Source organism: Spirillospora sp. NPDC052269, assembly GCF_040679435.1.
GTDB lineage: Bacteria > Actinomycetota > Actinomycetes > Streptosporangiales > Streptosporangiaceae > Spirillospora.
The window spans coordinates 15998-30006 of the sequence record NZ_JBFAUU010000003.1 but is presented as its reverse complement, the minus strand read 5'-3'; the positions used below and the strand labels follow the sequence as shown (position 1 = coordinate 30006).

The window sequence follows — 14009 nt, the reverse complement described above, 5'->3', positions numbered from 1 at the left end:
GAGTTCGGCGATGTTCCTGCCGGAACTTCCCTCCGCGTGCCGCCACCGGGCCGGCCCCGGCTCGCCGTGGAACATGGCGGGCACCCACCTTGCCCCTGCTGACCAGGGCATTTAGGCTGGAGAACGTGACCGGCCCCGGGAGATGACCCGGCGGAGCGGCCGGACCTTCCTCATACGGGGCTTCACGTGTTCACCGCCGTCCGTCGGTCGATCGAGACTGGCGGAGAGGGAGGTACGACATGCGCAAGGTAGCCGACTGCAGGGATTTCCCGAGCGATATCGACTGCACGCTGACCATCTCCGGCGAGGAGAGCGAAGTGTTGCGGGCAGCCGTCGAGCACGCGGTGTCCGCGCACGGGCACACCGACAGTCCAGAGCTGCGGAAGCAGCTACGCGGAATGCTGAAGGACGAGGTGCCGCAGCACGCCTGAACCTCCTGCCCTGACGGCGCCTCCCGCGAGTATCAGACAGCTCCGGCCGGCATCACGGCCGGACGCCGAACGGGTTTGTGCCCACACCATGAAGAGGTGGCGGCGCAAGCGAGCGCGGTCCGTGGACAGCGCTCCCTTCGGCAATTGCTGAGCGTCACGCGGACGGCCGGTTGAGTTTGGCGGCCACGGCGTCGAGGACCCACTCCAAGCCGGTCGCGAAGGACGTCTCGGCGTCCACGTCCGTGCCGTCGTACACGGCCTTGGACAGCGCCGGAAAGCGGCCTGTGGCCAGCATTTTCGTCAGATGCGGGCCGGAGGCGCGCTGCCAGTCGCGCTTGGACAGGCCCGTGGCGCGCTCGGCCCGCAGGTTCGCGATCTCGCGCCGGATCGCGCCGGTGAAGTAGGCGCCGACGGTCTCCACGGCGCGCATGACGGTGTCGACGTCGGCGAGGCCGTCGAGGGCGGCCAGCGTGGCCTCGGTCACCGCGAAGCCGTTCGGGCCCAGGGTCGGGCGGCCGCCGAGCAGGTCGGCGAGCCATTCGTGACGGAGGGCGGCCCGCCTGGTGCGGTGGGCGAGGACGCGCAGCGCCTCCCGCCAGTCACCGGGAGGTTCCTCGGGGAGGATCTCGGCCTGGACCTCGTCCACCATGAGGTCGAACAGGTCCTCCTTGGAGGAGATGTATCCGTAGAGCCGCATCGGGCCGGCGTCCAGCCGGGCGGCGACCTTGCGCAGCGACACCGCCTCCAACCCGCCCTCATCGGCGAGCGCGATGGCGGCGGCGACGATCCGCTCACGGTCGAGCGGCACGGGGCGAGTCGGCGGCTCCGGCCGGTCCCACACAGTCATGGTCACCACCGTACTGTTGCGATACGCCGTCATGAACAAATACAGTGTATCGACATGAGACATCGCATCGCCGTAGTCGGGGGCGGCCCCGCCGGCCTCACCTTCGCCCGCGTCCTGCACCGCCATGATCACCCCGTCACCGTCCTCGAACGTGATCCCGGCCCTGACGCGCGTCCCCCGGGCGGCACGCTGGACCTGCACGAAGGGCTGGGCCAGCTCGCGCTGGACAAGGCGGGGCTGCTGGGGGAGTTCCAGTCGCTGTCCCGCATCGAGGGGCAGGCCATGCGCATCCTGGACACGGACGGGACCGTGGTGCGCGACTGGCGACCCCGTCCAGATGAGCAGGCCAACCCCGAGATCGACCGAGGGCAACTCCGTGACCTGCTACTCGGCCCCCTCGACGTTCAGTGGGGGCGGGGCGTGACGGAGGTGGCGCCGGGGACCCGGGACGGCGTGCTCGTCCGTTTCGCGGACGGGCGGCAGGAGACGTTCGACCTCGTGGTCGGCGCGGACGGCGCCTGGTCCCGGATCCGTCCGGCGGTCTCGTCGGTGACCCCGCACTACACCGGTGTCACCTCGGTCGAGACCTCCCTGGACGACGTCGACACCCGCCACCCCGACCTCGCCCGGTTGATCGGCGACGGTTCCGTGGCCGTGTACGGCGCGAACCGATCCATCGTCGCCCAGCGCAACAGCGGCGGCCACGTCAAGGTGTACGCCAAGTTCCGCGCGCCGCTGGACTGGCACACGAACCAGGACTCGGCCGACGTCGAGGCCGTGCTATCGAGGCTGCTGGGGCTGTTCGACGGCTGGGCCGCTCCCGTCCTCGACCTCCTGCGCCACGGCACCGCCTTCGTCCACCGCCCCTTCTACGTCCTGCCCGCGTCCCACGCCTGGCCCCACGTCCCCGGGGTGACGCTGCTGGGCGACGCCGCGCATCTGATGGCTCCCCTTGGGGCGGGCGCGAACCTCGCGATGCTGGACGGCGCCGAACTCGCCGAGGCCATCGCCGCCGGTCCTGACGATCTGGACGAGGCCGTCCGCGCCTTCGAGGAACAGATGCGGCCACGGGCCGGCAAGTGGGCGGAGATCACGATGGCCGGTCTGAACCGCCTCGTGAGTCCGGACCCCGCCGAAGCCATCGCAGTCTTCGACGAAGTCCAGCCATCCTGACCACCAAGCGCGAGAACACCAAACGCCCCGCCACGCCTCCACGGAACGGCGCAGCACTGCCGCGGTCCCTCCAACAGATCCACTACCCCCGCCACAGGCAGGTCGGGCACGCCACATATTGGTCGTGTGCGGACAAGATCAGCTCTGTTCTGGTCACGGTGGAGACTCGTGCTGGCGGTGAGGGTGGCCTCCGTCCGGGCAACTGGCGGAAGTCTGCTGGCTGGCGTCGATCGCGCGCTGGTAGCGCTTGGTCAGGTTGTGCAGCGCGTCGACGAGTTCCGGTGAGTCCACGATCGTGAAGTCCGCGTCCAGGAGCCCCAGGTAGAGGGCGAGCATCTCCGGATGGTCCGAGCCTGGCTCGAACGCGCACCGGTTCTCGTCCAGGGGCTCCACCTCCATGGGGATCGGCAGCCGATCCCGCACGTACGCCGCGGGCGCGTGCACGATCACCCGTGCCCGGTACCGCCAGGTCGCCTCGCCGACTCCGCGTGCCACCTGCGCCGCGATCTTCTGGTCGGGCGGTAGCGCACGGGGAGTGAAGCGCGGGCCTGCCGGCGTCCGGGGCTCGATCCGGTCGACACGGAAGGTGTGCCAGTCGTCCCGGTCCATGTCCCAGGCCATCAGGTACCAGCGCCGCCGGTCGTTCACGAGGCGGTACGGCTCGACCGAGCGCCGGCCGGCCGCGCCGGAATGCGTCCGATAGTCGAACCGGAGCCGCTCGTGGTCCCGGCAGGCACTCGCGATCACGGTCAGCACGTCCGGATCCACCTGCGGGCCACGCGACGGCACTGGCAGCGCGTACGACTGGAGGGCGCTGACCTGGTGGCGCAGTCGCGAGGGAAGCACCTGCTGCAGCTTCGCCAGCGCACGCACCGAGGTCTCCTCGATGCCCGCGATCGAGCCGTTCGCAGCGGTACGCAATCCGACGGCGACCGCCACTGCCTCCTCGTCGTCCAGCAGGAGCGGTGGCAGCGCATGGCCCGTTCCGAGCCGGTACCCGCCGGCCACACCCGGCCGCGCGTCGACCGGATAGCCCAGCTCGCGCAGCCGACCGATGTCAGGAACGATCCTTTCCTTGATTATTCCTAGGCTTCTTCACGTGAGCGAGAGAGCTTCCAGCTAAGCCCCCTTGGGAGCCGTTTCGGCCCCCGTCGACGAGGAGAAGCGCCACGAGCGACGGCATCCAGTCCTTCCGCATTGAGATCCCCCAAGCCGACGTCGACTACCTGCACGACCGACTCGTCCACGCTCGCTGGCCCGGCGAGTCGCCCGGCGTCGAATGGGCCCGCGGCGTGCCGCTGGCCTACCTGAAGGAACTCGCCGAGTACTGGCGCACGCAGTACGACTGGCGCGCTCAGGAGGCGCGACTCAACCGGTACCCGCAGTTCACGACCGAGATCGACGGCCAGCGCATCCACTTCCTGCACGTCAGATCCGACCGGCCCGACGCCAAACCGCTCCTCATCACCCACGGCTTCCCCAGCTCCGTCGCCGAGTTCCTGGACTTGATCGAGCCGCTGGTCAACCCGGCTGCGGGCCAGGCCTTCCATGTCGTCGCCCCGTCCCTGCCCGGGTACGCCTCTCGACCCCGCTTGGCGGGACGGGCTGGGCGATGGGGCGCACCGCTCGCGCCTGGGTCGAGCTGATGCGCCGGCTCGGCTACGAGCGGTACGGCGTGCACGGCGGCGACGTCGGCGCCGGTGTGTCCGGCCTGGTCGCCGGCCTCGACGCCGGGCGGGTCATCGGCGTCCACGTGGTGACCGATCCGCTGACCGCTGCGAGCGTCGCCACCTTCCTGCCCGGAATGGCGGACCGGCTGGACGAGGACGACCCGGTCGACAAGCTGATCCTGGACCGGATGGACGCGTTCGCCAAGGAAGGCTCCGGGTACCTGGCGATCCAGAACAGCCGGCCGCAGACCATCGGCTACGGCCTGGTCGACTCACCGCTGCTGCAGCTCGCCTGGATCGCCGAGAAGTTCCACGAGTGGACCGATCTGCCGATCGACCGCGACCAGCTCCTCACCACGGTCAGCCTGTACTGGTTCACCGGCTCCGGCGTCACCGCCGCGCACACCCTGTACGAGCAGGCGCATTCCTCGGACTGGGGCGCGCCGGCGGCCGTACCGCAGGCGTTCGCGGTCTTCGGAGCGGACGACACCGTGCGAAAGCTGGTCCCCGCACCGTCCGACGCACACTGGACCGAGTTCCAGCGCGGCAAGCACTTCCCGGCGATGGAGGCCCCGGCCCAGCTGGCCGCGGACCTGCAGGCGTTCTTCGGACCACTGAAGTGACCGACGTGCTGAGCCGGCGTCGCCTCAACCGGGCCACGCTGGCTCGCCAGCACCTGCTGGAACGCACGCCGACCCCGGCGATCGACGCGATCGAGCACCTGGGCGGGATGCAGTCCCAGGCGCCGCTCGCCCCGTACGTGGGACTGTGGACCCGGCTCCAGGACTTCGCGGCGGACGAGCTCGCGAAGCTGACCGAGCAGCGCCAGGTGGTACGGCTGCACCTGATCCGCAACACCGTGCATCTCGTCAGCGCGCGCGACTGTCTGGATTGGCGCCTGCTGTTCCATCCACTGCACGCCGCCCAGTTCAGCGGGCACTTTCGCCACGGGACCGAGGGAGTGGACCGGGACGCACTGCTCAGGCAGGCGAAGCGGCTGCTGGAGGAGCGGCCGCGCACTCGCGCCGAGCTGGGCAAACTGCTTGCGGAGCGCTGGCCGGACGCCGATCCGAACGCGCTGGCGTACGCGGCGACGCATCACATCCCGCTGTGCCAGGTGCCACCGCGGGGCGTCTGGGGCAAGAACGGCCCCGCGGCATGGGCGCCAGTGGAGAGCTGGCTCGGCGCGCCGCTGCGGTCGGTGCCGGTGGACGCGCTGGTACTGCGCTATCTCGGCGCGTTCGGCCCGGCGCAGGTCGCCGACATCCAGATGTGGTCCGGGCTGACCCGGCTACGCGAGGTGGTGGAGCGGCTGCCATTGCGGACGTTCCGCGGACAGGACGGGCAGACGCTGCACGACCTGCCCGAGGCACCCCGTCCTTCTGAGCACACGCCTGCCCCGCCACGGTTCCTGCCCGAGTACGACAACCTGCTGCTGTCACACAACGACCGCACCCGAGTGATCCTCGGCAACCGTCCGGTGCCGCTCCCGCCGGGCAACGGCGCGACCACCGGCACCTTCCTGGTCGACGGCATGTGGCAGGGCACCTGGCAGATCCAGAACCGATCACTGCGCATCCAGCCGTTCACCAAGCTCTGCCGAGAGGACCGCGACGCGCTGCTCACCGAGGCTGCACAGTTGTGCGCTTTCCTAGCCCTCCAAGCGACGCACGACATCGTCCTCGACGAGCCGTAGCTCGTTGATCGCTCCCTCGGCGGCCGTGGACCCCTCTGCCGTGCACGCACCAGAACGAAGACGGGCAAGCCGCCTCTTGTGCCCTTCGCTGCGATGGGGGAGAGGATGCGAAGAACATCGGGGAGCCAACGCCGGAGGGGCCCGACGAGGTCTCCCGCAAGGACGGCCGTCCGCCCGCTATTCGCCAACAACGGGGCGCCCCGACGGGAGGAACGACACGCTCGTTGGCGATAGCGAGTCGCAGAACGTGGACATAGCGCCAGCCGTCGCTCCGATACGCCGGAACCCGGGCGGCCCTGCAATGGTCCTGGCCCTTGCCTGATCGTGTTGCCTGCCCTCGGCAGGCGGTGCTGGGGCTGCGGTCGCGTGGTTTGAAAGGATCAGCTGATGCGAGGTGAACCGCTTTCGGCTGGGTGGCTGTCCCAGTGGCAATCGCAGGTTGGTGCTGCGCTTGAAACGCTGATGAGCACGTTCGAGGAGAGGTACGGCTATCCGCCAGGCGCCAACGAGATCAAGCCACCGGACGCTGATAGTCGGTCTGTGGTCGCGGAGCTTGCGCGAGAGCGCCTGACTCCTGCCGATCTGGTCACCTTCTACCGCTCCATCGGCGAGGTCGTCTTGACGGACGTCGGGAACGCGTACTTCTTCCACTCGGCCGGACTCGTGCTCGATCACCTGCGTTCCTACGAACCGGTGACGCTCAGTGGTGCCGATGACGCGAAGGGCGTGCTGATCGCTTCCGATGGCGCAGGTATCTGGTTCGCCGTTGATGCCGGAGGATCTGTCTACCGCTCCAGTGCGGCTTCCACCGGGAGTGAGTTCGACAAGGTGACCGACAGTCTGCGCGAGTTTCTCGACCTGGTCCGCCGTTCAGTCGTCCACTTCGTCGATACCGGTGAGCCTGGCCATCTTTAGGGCGCTGACACGCGACCTTCCCCGGGTTGATCACGCGGCCTTCGGGCGTGGGCGGCCCCAGCGTTGCCGGCGGGTACGGCAAGGTGTTGCCGTCGGCCACATCTGGGTGGTCCATAGGTGCGGGACGGGCGTTCAGGGGGCTTTCCTCGGGGCGAGGTCGGACCTGCGTTCGCGGACGGCTGCCACGGCCTTGGCGACCTGGGCGTCGAAAGCGTCGAGCTGCTCGGCTTCGGCGGCGCTCGCGACGAAGGCGCGTCGATCGCAGGCTGTGCCCGCGCGCCATATGCGCTCGATCGCGCGCGTCGCGGTGATGTCCTTCAGTGGGTCACCGGACACGAGGACCAGGTCCGCGCGTAGCCCCGGCGCGACACGTCCCCGGTCGGCGAGGCCGAACACTCGTGCTGGTTCGGCCGTGGCAGCGGCCAGGGCCTGCACCGGGTTGATGCCGCACCGGACAAGCAGTTCCAGCTCCCGGTGCAGACTTGCTCCGAACACCGTCCCCGGGTTCGGGGCGTCGGTGCCCGCCAGCAGAGTGACGCCTGCATCGGTCAGTCGCCGCACGTTGTCCTCGGCCCGCGAGTAGGGCGGCGTTCCCCGGCCACGCCGTCCCGAGGCGCTCGAGGTCAACCGGCGTGCCCAGGCGTCCCCGAGCGCCTCAGCGAGCCGCGGGTCCCCTGCCACCGCGGCGCCACCCGGTTCACCGAGGGTGTTCTCGATGGTGGCCAGCGTCGGACCGACCGCGATTCCGGCCTCGGCCATGCGGTCTACCAGGGCCTTGTCCAGCCCGGCGTCCGCGGGGACGTGGGCCACCACGTCGACACCGGCGGACACGACCTCCTCGACACCGGCCGTCGAGCTCACGTGAGCGACGACGACCAGGCCGCGGGCGTGCGCGGCAGTGACCAGTGCCTTGATGGTCTCGGAGTCCAGCGACGGCCATAGGCCCCCGGTTCCGGAGATGATCTTCAGATGGTCCGAGCCCTCCGCGATCCGTTCCGCGACGAACCGCTCGGCCTGGTCGGCGGCGGTCAACGTCGGGAACGGGGCGTACATCATCGACGGATGCCCACCGGGCGCGGTGGCGCCGACACCCGAGGACCGCACATCGGCCACGTCCGGACGGGAGCCGGCCTGCTCCCTGGCCCCCGCCATCAGGTCGGGTCTGCTGAACATGTCGAGAACGGTGGTGACGCCGAAGTTCAACGATTGCGCGAGGGCGCCGGGAACGAGGTGCACGTGCGCGTCGATCAGGCCGGGAAGCACGGTCCCGCCCGCCGCGTCGATCACTTCGTCGCCTTCCTGGGCGGCCGGGGTGGCCGAGCACTGGGTGATCAGTCCGTCAGCGAACCGGACCGAGGTCCAATCCTGCGACTTCGTCCCGTCGAACACCTTCGCGTTCACGATCGTCGTTGCCGTGGCCGCGACGTCCTCTCCTGACACATGCACCGGTTCCATCATTGACCCCTTCACGCTGGCTGCTGACGTCGACTCGCACGCTCTACTCCAGCCGGTCTCACCAGGGCCGATCAACGGCCAACCCATACGTGGAACAATCACCAAAGGGAATCGATCGAGGTGAGGAAGGTGGTGGTGATGGAGGTCCGGCAGCTGCGCTATTTCGTCGCCGCCGCCGAGCACGAACACTTCGGCCGGGCCGCGGAGGCCCTGCACATCGTTCAACCCGCGGTGAGCAAGCAGGTCGCGCGGCTGGAACGCGAACTCGGACTGACCTTGTTCGACCGGTCCCACCGTCGGGCCCGGCTCACCCCGGACGGCCAGGCATTCCTTGTCCACGCACGCCGCGCGCTACGCGGCATCGACCGCGCCGCCGCTGCCGCCGCCGACATCGCCGCTGGCAGCACCGGGTTGCTGCGCATCGGCAGCAACCTCGTCTTCAACCCTCGTATCGAAGCCGCTCTCACCGCCGTCCGCGACGCCCACCCCGGCATCACACTCCAGGTGACGAGCTCCGCCTCAACGACCGGCCAGCTCGCCGCCCTCGCCGCGAACGACCTCGATGCCGCGTTCGTGACGGCGCCACCGGACACCCCGGGCGTGCGGGTTCATCACCTCTGGGACGAGCCGCTGCTCGTGGTCGTCCCCACCGCATACGCCAGCACCGCCGGCAACATCGCCGCGCTCGCTGAGCTTCCCCTGGCCCGATCCGCCCGCGCAGACAACCCCTGCGTCCACGACCTGATCACGGCCGCCTGCCAAGCGGCCGGGTTCGCCCCTCGCATGGGACCGACTCTGACCCGAGTCCAAGACCTCCTTGCCGGACCCGTTGCCTCCGGAGAGTGCTGGACCCTGCTCCCCGCCGGCGTCGTCCCGCAGGACTCCACGGCCGTCGCCCTCGTCCAGCCCGATCCGCCGATCCGCGTCCCCGCCGCACTCGCACTGTCCGACGCCGCACCGCGCGCCTCCGCGCTGAGCCTGCTGGCCGCTGCACAAACCAGCACAGCGAGCACGCTCTCCGCCAGACTGGTGTGAGGCATGGGACGAACGAACGGTCGTTGATCTCCAACTGGCGGTCGTGGTCGCCAGCAGTCAGTCGCCCCGGCGAGGACGGTCCCGCCCAGACTGTTGGACACCCCGACTTTCACCTGGTTCTTCGACACTCCATGGGCCGGCCCCCTGCTGTCTCGATGCCCACCCTGGCGATGCGTCCGGCACCGTTGAACAAGGCCAAAGCTGCCAGGGCGGTCAAAACAGCGGCGAGCGGGAGCGCTCCGGAGCCGTGCGTGCTGAGCAGCCAGCCACCGAGACCGGCCCCCAGCGAAGCTCCGACGTAGACCGCGCTACTGCTGAGTGCCAGGGCTTGGGGCCCGGCGTCTGGTCCGGCCAACGTCAGGACGCGGGCCTGTATGGGCGGGGGAACCGCCCAGGCGGCGGCCGACCAGGCCAGCAGGAGGGCGACGATGAGGGGAAGGTACGCCGGCCGCAGCGACCAGCACAACGCGAGTCCGATCATGGCTGCGGTGAAGACCACCGCGGCGACAGTGAACGCCCGTCCTGGGCCGAACCGGTCGACAAGCCAACCGCTGAGGCGTGCTCCCGCGATGCCCGCGGCACCGGTCAACGCCAGTAGCCCGCCCAGCATGGCCGGCGTCACGTCGGCCGCGTCGTGGAGGAAGGCCGCGAGATAGGTCTGAAACAACAGATTGCCCAGCACGGCGACGACCGCCGCGAGTAGAACGCCGAGCACGGCTGGGCGCGCCAAGGGACTGAGCCGTTCGGCCAGGCCGGCGGCCGGCGAGGGCGGAACGTCCGGCACAGCGAGTCCGACGCAGACCAACGCGGTCAGACCGAGAAGGCCGCCGAGCACGAAAGTGGCGTGCCATCCGAACGCCGCGCCGATCCAGGTGCCCAGCGGGACTCCGATGACAACGGCGCCGGTCAGGCCGGTCATCACGGTGGCCAGGTGCCGGCCTTGCCGCTCGGGCGGGGAATGCGCGGCCGTGACCGCGAACACGGTGGGCAGGGTGACCGCCGCCGCGAGTGCGGCCAGGATCCGCAGTGCCATCAACGCGGCGTACGACCCGGCGAGTGGAACGGCGAAGTTGGCGGCACAGAACAGCAGCAGGCCACCGATGAGCAGACGTTTCCGAGGCCATGAAGCGGTGAAGACGGCGGCCAGTGGCCCGATCACCGCGCACATCACCGAGAAGACGCTCACCAGCTGACCGGCCGCCGCCTCGCTGACCTGCAGCTCACGCGCGATTGACGGCAGCACCCCCACGATGACGAAGTCGTCCGTCTGCAGGGCGAGGGCGGTGAGGGCGAGCGCGACAAGCCAGGGCTGGACGAAAGATCGGCGGCGTGTGGCATCCATAGGGCGTTAACGTAACATACGTTTCCCTAACTCGGATCGCTCGCACTGGGGCGCGCATTCGAAGCGAAGTGGGCCAGTCGTTGAGGACGGTGATCTGGCAGTGGACGGCGAGTTCGTCGAACCGGGTTGCTGTCGCACGGTGGCGCCTGGGCCTGCTGATTCCGCACTCCACGGCGTGACGCTTCCGGTGGTCGTCCGCGCCGAACGCGGAGGCCGTCCGTCCCGGCTGGTCACCGCTAGGGTGGCCACGAGGTCTCCGGTATTCAGGTTCTTCTTGGTGGATGAACCCGCTCTACCGGAGACTTCACCACTTTCCGACAGCGGCACCCCCGCGCACCAGACCTCGAGACACGTCCCAGGAGCGCCGCAGTGGCCAGACCCCGCAACCCGCAGCGCCGCACCGAAATCCTCGACGCGGTCCTGGACCACCTTGCCCAAACCGGAATGCCCGGACTCTCCTTCCGGCCGATCGCGCAGGCGTTGGGGCACAGCACGCGCGTGCTCACCCATCACTTCGCCGACAAGGACGCCCTGCTGGCCGCCTTGCTGACACGCTTGGACGAGATCCAGCACGAGCAACTCGACGCCACGGAAGGCTGGGACGACACCGATCGAGGCATCGGGTCGATCATCCGCGACTCCTGGCACCGCCACATCGAGCCCGCCAACCTCGCGTACACCCGCCTGATCCATGAGATCGAGGGACTGGCGGCGGCCGGGCGCCTCGGTGACCGGGTGCCCACATTCCTCACCGAGCGGGCCGAATTCGTCGCCAGGGCATTGGCCGCTCGCGGGCTCGGCCCCCACGACGCCCTGATCAAGGCGACCTACCTCAACAGCGCCTACGCCGGCCTGCAGACCGACCTGCTGATCACCGGCGACCACGCGCGCGTTGAAGCCGCCCTCGAAGACCTTTGCCTGCTCGCCGACTCCTGGACGGCAACCGGATCAACCGGGTAGCGGTCTCACGGGCGCCTCTTCACACGGCCGAGACGGCGGCCTGCACTTCGCTGAGGGTTTGCCGGGCGATGTCGCCGAAGTCATCGGTGTTGCCCAGGTCGCTCCACCGCTCGTAGGCCGCCTTCAGGGCCAGGGTGCCCAGTTGTGCGCTCACCCCGGCGAGGAGGGCGGGTGTGCCGCGACGCTCCACGGCCGTCGTCAGCGCAGCGGTGAGATTCATGGTCTTCAGGGCTTCACGTTCCCTGAGATCGGGGTGGGCGTCGATCAGCGCTCGTCTGCGGACGGTGAACGCGCGGCGATCGGGTGTGAAGACGTCCCGTCCGAGCGCGTCGAAGCCGGACGCCATCGCTTCGAGCGGGGTGGCTCCGGTGGGCGCCGAGGTGATCGCCGTGACGAGCGGCTCGACCAGCGCGTCCTCGCCGAAGAGCACTTCTCGCTTGTCCTGGAAGTGCCGGAAGAAGGTGCTCTTGGCGAGCCCGGCGCGCTTCGCGATGTCGAGCACGGTCGTGTTCTCGTACCCGCGCTCCGCGAACAGTTCGAGGGCGGCGTCGGCGAGTCGTTGCGATGCGTTGGGTTCCCAGCGGGCCATGAGGACAGCTTACGGGACTTGGTCCCATCATCATGTACGGTGATGAGACCAAGTCCCATCACTCTTCGTGGAGGCACGCCATGAGCCGAGCCGTTGTACACGAGACGTTCGGCGGTCCCGAGGTACTGGAGCTGCGCGAGGTCCCGGAACCGCACGCGAAGGCGGGCGAGCTCCGCGTCCGGGTGACCACCGTCGGCCTCAATCCCATGGACTGGATCCTCACCTCGATGCCCGCGGTGGCGGAGCGGTTCGGCATCGCCCTTCCGTCCGGCTTCGGCACCGACTTCGCCGGCGTCGTGGACGAGGTCGGTGAGGGCGTCTCCGGCTTCGCCGTGGGCGACCGCGTCCACGGTGGCGCGGTGGGCCGGGCCGCCGCCGACTTCGCGGTGGTCGATCCCGCGACGGACTCGATCCTGCACACGCCGGACGGGATCGGCGACGAGGTCGCGGGCACGCTCTCGGTGGCGGGACTGACCGCCTCGGCGGCGCTCGCGGCGATCGGCGTGAACGCCGCCGACACCGTCCTGATCGGGGGAGCCGCCGGGGGCGTCGGCGTGCTCGCCGTCCAGCTCGCCAGGCTGGCCGGCGCGCGGGTGATCGGAACCGCGGCCGAAGGAACCTTCGACTTCCTCCGGCGGCTCGGGGCCGAGCCGGTCACCTACGGTCCCGGCCTGGCGAACCGGGTGCGCGTGATTGCCCCCGACGGTGTGAGTGCGGCGACCGACCTTTTCGGCACTGAGACGGCCGAGACGGCGCTCGCGCTCGGCGTCCCCGCGGAGAGGATCTCCACGATCGCGGCCGGCCCCAACCCGCCCGACGGCGTGCGCTCGGCCGGGGGCTTCAACGCGCGGCCCGAGGACCTGAAGCGGATCGCCGACGCCATCGTCACCGGCGAGATCACCGTGCCGATCGCCGGCACCTTCCCCATCGAGCGGATCCAGGACGCCGTCCGGCTGCAAGCAGAACGCCACGTCCACGGAAAGATCGTGGTCAACCTCTGAAGCGCTACCGCGCGGGACTGGAGTCGGAAGTCGGCTTCGCCCCGGTCCGCAGCGAAGCCCCGACGGCCGACGGATTCAGCCAGGACGCGCGAGTCGGCCAATGGTCGGATGCCTGAGCTGGCGGGCGCGTGTCGGCGAGCACCTCACGGAACCCTGGCACCGTGCACAAGGGGCGCCTTCGTGCTCTGATCCCGCAGGGCGGGTTGAGGTCACAGCAACCGGTCGACCAGTCCGTCCACGTAGTCGGGGGTGAGCGGGCCCACGCCGAGCAGGACGCGGATGTACATCGGGGCCAGCACGTGGTCCAGGAAGTCGAGCGCGTCGGGTGCGTCCTCGCCGCGTTCGCGGGCGCGATCGAACACGGACTGCAGTTGCCGGGTGCGTTTGGCGAGGAGGTCGTCACGCGCCTGCAGCCCCTGCGGGCCACTGTTGGACAGGGCGACGGCCATGTGCAGGACCACCGGGCCGTCGGGTCCGGTGATCTCGCGGGCCACGTTGGCCGCGTACGTGTGCAGGTCGTCCGCCAGGCTCCCGGTGTCGGGCATCGGCGACTGCGTGTTGAGGCGGGTGAACGCCACGTCGGTGAGCAGGGTCTCCAGATTGCCCCACCGGCGGTAGACGCTGCTGTCGGCCACGCCCGCGCGGGTCGCGATATCGCCGACGGTGAAGTTGCCGTAGCCGCGCTCGCTGATCAGCTCGGTGACGGCCTGGTGCACCGCCGCGCCGACGCGGGCGGCGCGCCCGCCGGGCCGCCGGGCTCGCTGTCCCTCGTCCATGCCCCCACCTTAACGCAGTTGCGACTTGCGTTTGCGGGCGAACCTCTCTACAGTCCACTAACGCAGTCATCCACTGCGTTAGTGCGTCAGAGGCTGCCTGCGACGGCCCTCGAGAGGCA

General features: G+C 69.7%; 15 protein-coding genes. 9 read left to right on the top strand and 6 right to left on the bottom strand.

What is annotated here, in order from left to right:
• The first annotated feature begins 239 nt into the window (after positions 1-239).
• Entirely contained in the window at positions 240-431 is a 192-nt protein-coding gene (locus tag AB0L06_RS06625) for a DUF1059 domain-containing protein (RefSeq protein ID WP_500229919.1), read from the top strand.
• Between the two features lie 154 nt (positions 432-585).
• Here AB0L06_RS06625 and AB0L06_RS06620 read toward each other — a convergent pair whose 3' ends face one another.
• Complete coding sequence (locus AB0L06_RS06620) at positions 586-1278, bottom strand: TetR/AcrR family transcriptional regulator (RefSeq protein ID WP_500229918.1); 693 nt, start codon at positions 1276-1278, stop codon at positions 586-588.
• A gap of 54 nt (positions 1279-1332) precedes the next feature.
• On the opposite strand from AB0L06_RS06620, the gene AB0L06_RS06615 reads away from it, so the two are divergent.
• A complete protein-coding gene (locus AB0L06_RS06615; protein WP_500229917.1) occupies positions 1333-2451 on the top strand; it encodes an FAD-dependent oxidoreductase in 1119 nt (372 codons plus the stop codon).
• 153 nt (positions 2452-2604) lie between these two features.
• On the opposite strand, the gene AB0L06_RS06610 is transcribed toward AB0L06_RS06615, so the two are convergent.
• Complete coding sequence (locus AB0L06_RS06610) at positions 2605-3459, bottom strand: helix-turn-helix transcriptional regulator (protein WP_500229916.1); 855 nt, start codon at positions 3457-3459, stop codon at positions 2605-2607.
• Positions 3460-3632: 173 nt separating this feature from the next.
• Between AB0L06_RS06610 and AB0L06_RS06605 the strand changes: the two genes are divergently transcribed.
• From AB0L06_RS06605 to AB0L06_RS06590, 4 genes are all read left to right on the top strand, one after another.
• The gene (locus AB0L06_RS06605; RefSeq protein WP_500230380.1) at positions 3633-4097 is read left to right on the top strand and encodes an epoxide hydrolase N-terminal domain-containing protein; all 465 of its coding nucleotides are present in this window, start codon (positions 3633-3635) and stop codon (positions 4095-4097) included.
• Positions 4064-4744 carry a hypothetical protein gene (locus AB0L06_RS06600; protein WP_500229915.1) on the top strand — a complete coding sequence of 227 codons (681 nt, stop codon included), beginning with the start codon at positions 4064-4066 and terminating at the stop codon, positions 4742-4744. Before AB0L06_RS06605 ends, AB0L06_RS06600 begins: the two co-directional genes overlap by 34 nt.
• A complete protein-coding gene (locus tag AB0L06_RS06595; protein ID WP_500229914.1) occupies positions 4741-5817 on the top strand; it encodes a winged helix DNA-binding domain-containing protein in 1077 nt (358 codons plus the stop codon). Before AB0L06_RS06600 ends, AB0L06_RS06595 begins: the two co-directional genes overlap by 4 nt.
• 387 nt (positions 5818-6204) lie before the next feature.
• A complete protein-coding gene (locus tag AB0L06_RS06590) occupies positions 6205-6732 on the top strand; it encodes a hypothetical protein (RefSeq protein WP_500229913.1) in 528 nt (175 codons plus the stop codon).
• Positions 6733-6864: 132 nt separating this feature from the next.
• Here the strand turns inward: AB0L06_RS06590 and AB0L06_RS06585 are convergent, their stop codons facing one another.
• Positions 6865-8376, bottom strand: a complete 1512-nt coding sequence (locus AB0L06_RS06585; RefSeq protein WP_500229912.1) for an amidohydrolase family protein — start codon at positions 8374-8376, stop codon at positions 6865-6867.
• On the opposite strand from AB0L06_RS06585, the gene AB0L06_RS06580 reads away from it, so the two are divergent.
• Positions 8326-9222 carry a LysR family transcriptional regulator gene (locus tag AB0L06_RS06580; RefSeq protein WP_500229911.1) on the top strand — a complete coding sequence of 299 codons (897 nt, stop codon included), beginning with the start codon at positions 8326-8328 and terminating at the stop codon, positions 9220-9222. The two genes, AB0L06_RS06585 and AB0L06_RS06580, sit on opposite strands and share 51 nt — an antisense overlap.
• A 109-nt stretch (positions 9223-9331) precedes the next feature.
• On the opposite strand, the gene AB0L06_RS06575 is transcribed toward AB0L06_RS06580, so the two are convergent.
• Positions 9332-10564: an MFS transporter gene (locus AB0L06_RS06575; protein ID WP_500229910.1), complete on the bottom strand. Its 1233-nt coding sequence runs from the start codon at positions 10562-10564 to the stop codon at positions 9332-9334.
• Positions 10565-10933: 369 nt separating this feature from the next.
• On the opposite strand from AB0L06_RS06575, the gene AB0L06_RS06570 reads away from it, so the two are divergent.
• The gene (locus AB0L06_RS06570) at positions 10934-11524 is read left to right on the top strand and encodes a TetR/AcrR family transcriptional regulator (protein WP_500229909.1); all 591 of its coding nucleotides are present in this window, start codon (positions 10934-10936) and stop codon (positions 11522-11524) included.
• 19 nt (positions 11525-11543) lie between these two features.
• On the opposite strand, the gene AB0L06_RS06565 is transcribed toward AB0L06_RS06570, so the two are convergent.
• A complete protein-coding gene (locus AB0L06_RS06565) occupies positions 11544-12113 on the bottom strand; it encodes a TetR/AcrR family transcriptional regulator (RefSeq protein ID WP_500229908.1) in 570 nt (189 codons plus the stop codon).
• Positions 12114-12193: 80 nt separating this feature from the next.
• Between AB0L06_RS06565 and AB0L06_RS06560 the strand changes: the two genes are divergently transcribed.
• Positions 12194-13114 carry an NADP-dependent oxidoreductase gene (locus AB0L06_RS06560; RefSeq protein WP_500229907.1) on the top strand — a complete coding sequence of 307 codons (921 nt, stop codon included), beginning with the start codon at positions 12194-12196 and terminating at the stop codon, positions 13112-13114.
• 209 nt (positions 13115-13323) lie between these two features.
• On the opposite strand, the gene AB0L06_RS06555 is transcribed toward AB0L06_RS06560, so the two are convergent.
• Positions 13324-13890: a TetR/AcrR family transcriptional regulator gene (locus AB0L06_RS06555; protein WP_500229906.1), complete on the bottom strand. Its 567-nt coding sequence runs from the start codon at positions 13888-13890 to the stop codon at positions 13324-13326.
• Positions 13891-14009: the final 119 nt, after the last annotated feature.

Excerpts from the sequence above, each read along its gene's own strand:
- AB0L06_RS06625 (WP_500229919.1), top strand. The coding sequence starts at position 240 with ATGCGCAAGGTAGCCGACTGCAGGGATTTCCCGAGCGATATCGACTGC.
- AB0L06_RS06620 (WP_500229918.1), bottom strand. The coding sequence starts at position 1,278 with ATGACTGTGTGGGACCGGCCGGAGCCGCCGACTCGCCCCGTGCCGCTC.
- AB0L06_RS06615 (WP_500229917.1), top strand. The coding sequence starts at position 1,333 with ATGAGACATCGCATCGCCGTAGTCGGGGGCGGCCCCGCCGGCCTCACC.
- AB0L06_RS06600 (WP_500229915.1), top strand. The coding sequence starts at position 4,064 with ATGGGGCGCACCGCTCGCGCCTGGGTCGAGCTGATGCGCCGGCTCGGC.
- AB0L06_RS06590 (WP_500229913.1), top strand. The coding sequence starts at position 6,205 with ATGCGAGGTGAACCGCTTTCGGCTGGGTGGCTGTCCCAGTGGCAATCG.
- AB0L06_RS06580 (WP_500229911.1), top strand. The coding sequence starts at position 8,326 with ATGGAGGTCCGGCAGCTGCGCTATTTCGTCGCCGCCGCCGAGCACGAA.
- AB0L06_RS06575 (WP_500229910.1), bottom strand. The coding sequence starts at position 10,564 with ATGGATGCCACACGCCGCCGATCTTTCGTCCAGCCCTGGCTTGTCGCG.
- AB0L06_RS06565 (WP_500229908.1), bottom strand. The coding sequence starts at position 12,113 with ATGGCCCGCTGGGAACCCAACGCATCGCAACGACTCGCCGACGCCGCC.
- AB0L06_RS06560 (WP_500229907.1), top strand. The coding sequence starts at position 12,194 with ATGAGCCGAGCCGTTGTACACGAGACGTTCGGCGGTCCCGAGGTACTG.
- AB0L06_RS06555 (WP_500229906.1), bottom strand. The coding sequence starts at position 13,890 with ATGGACGAGGGACAGCGAGCCCGGCGGCCCGGCGGGCGCGCCGCCCGC.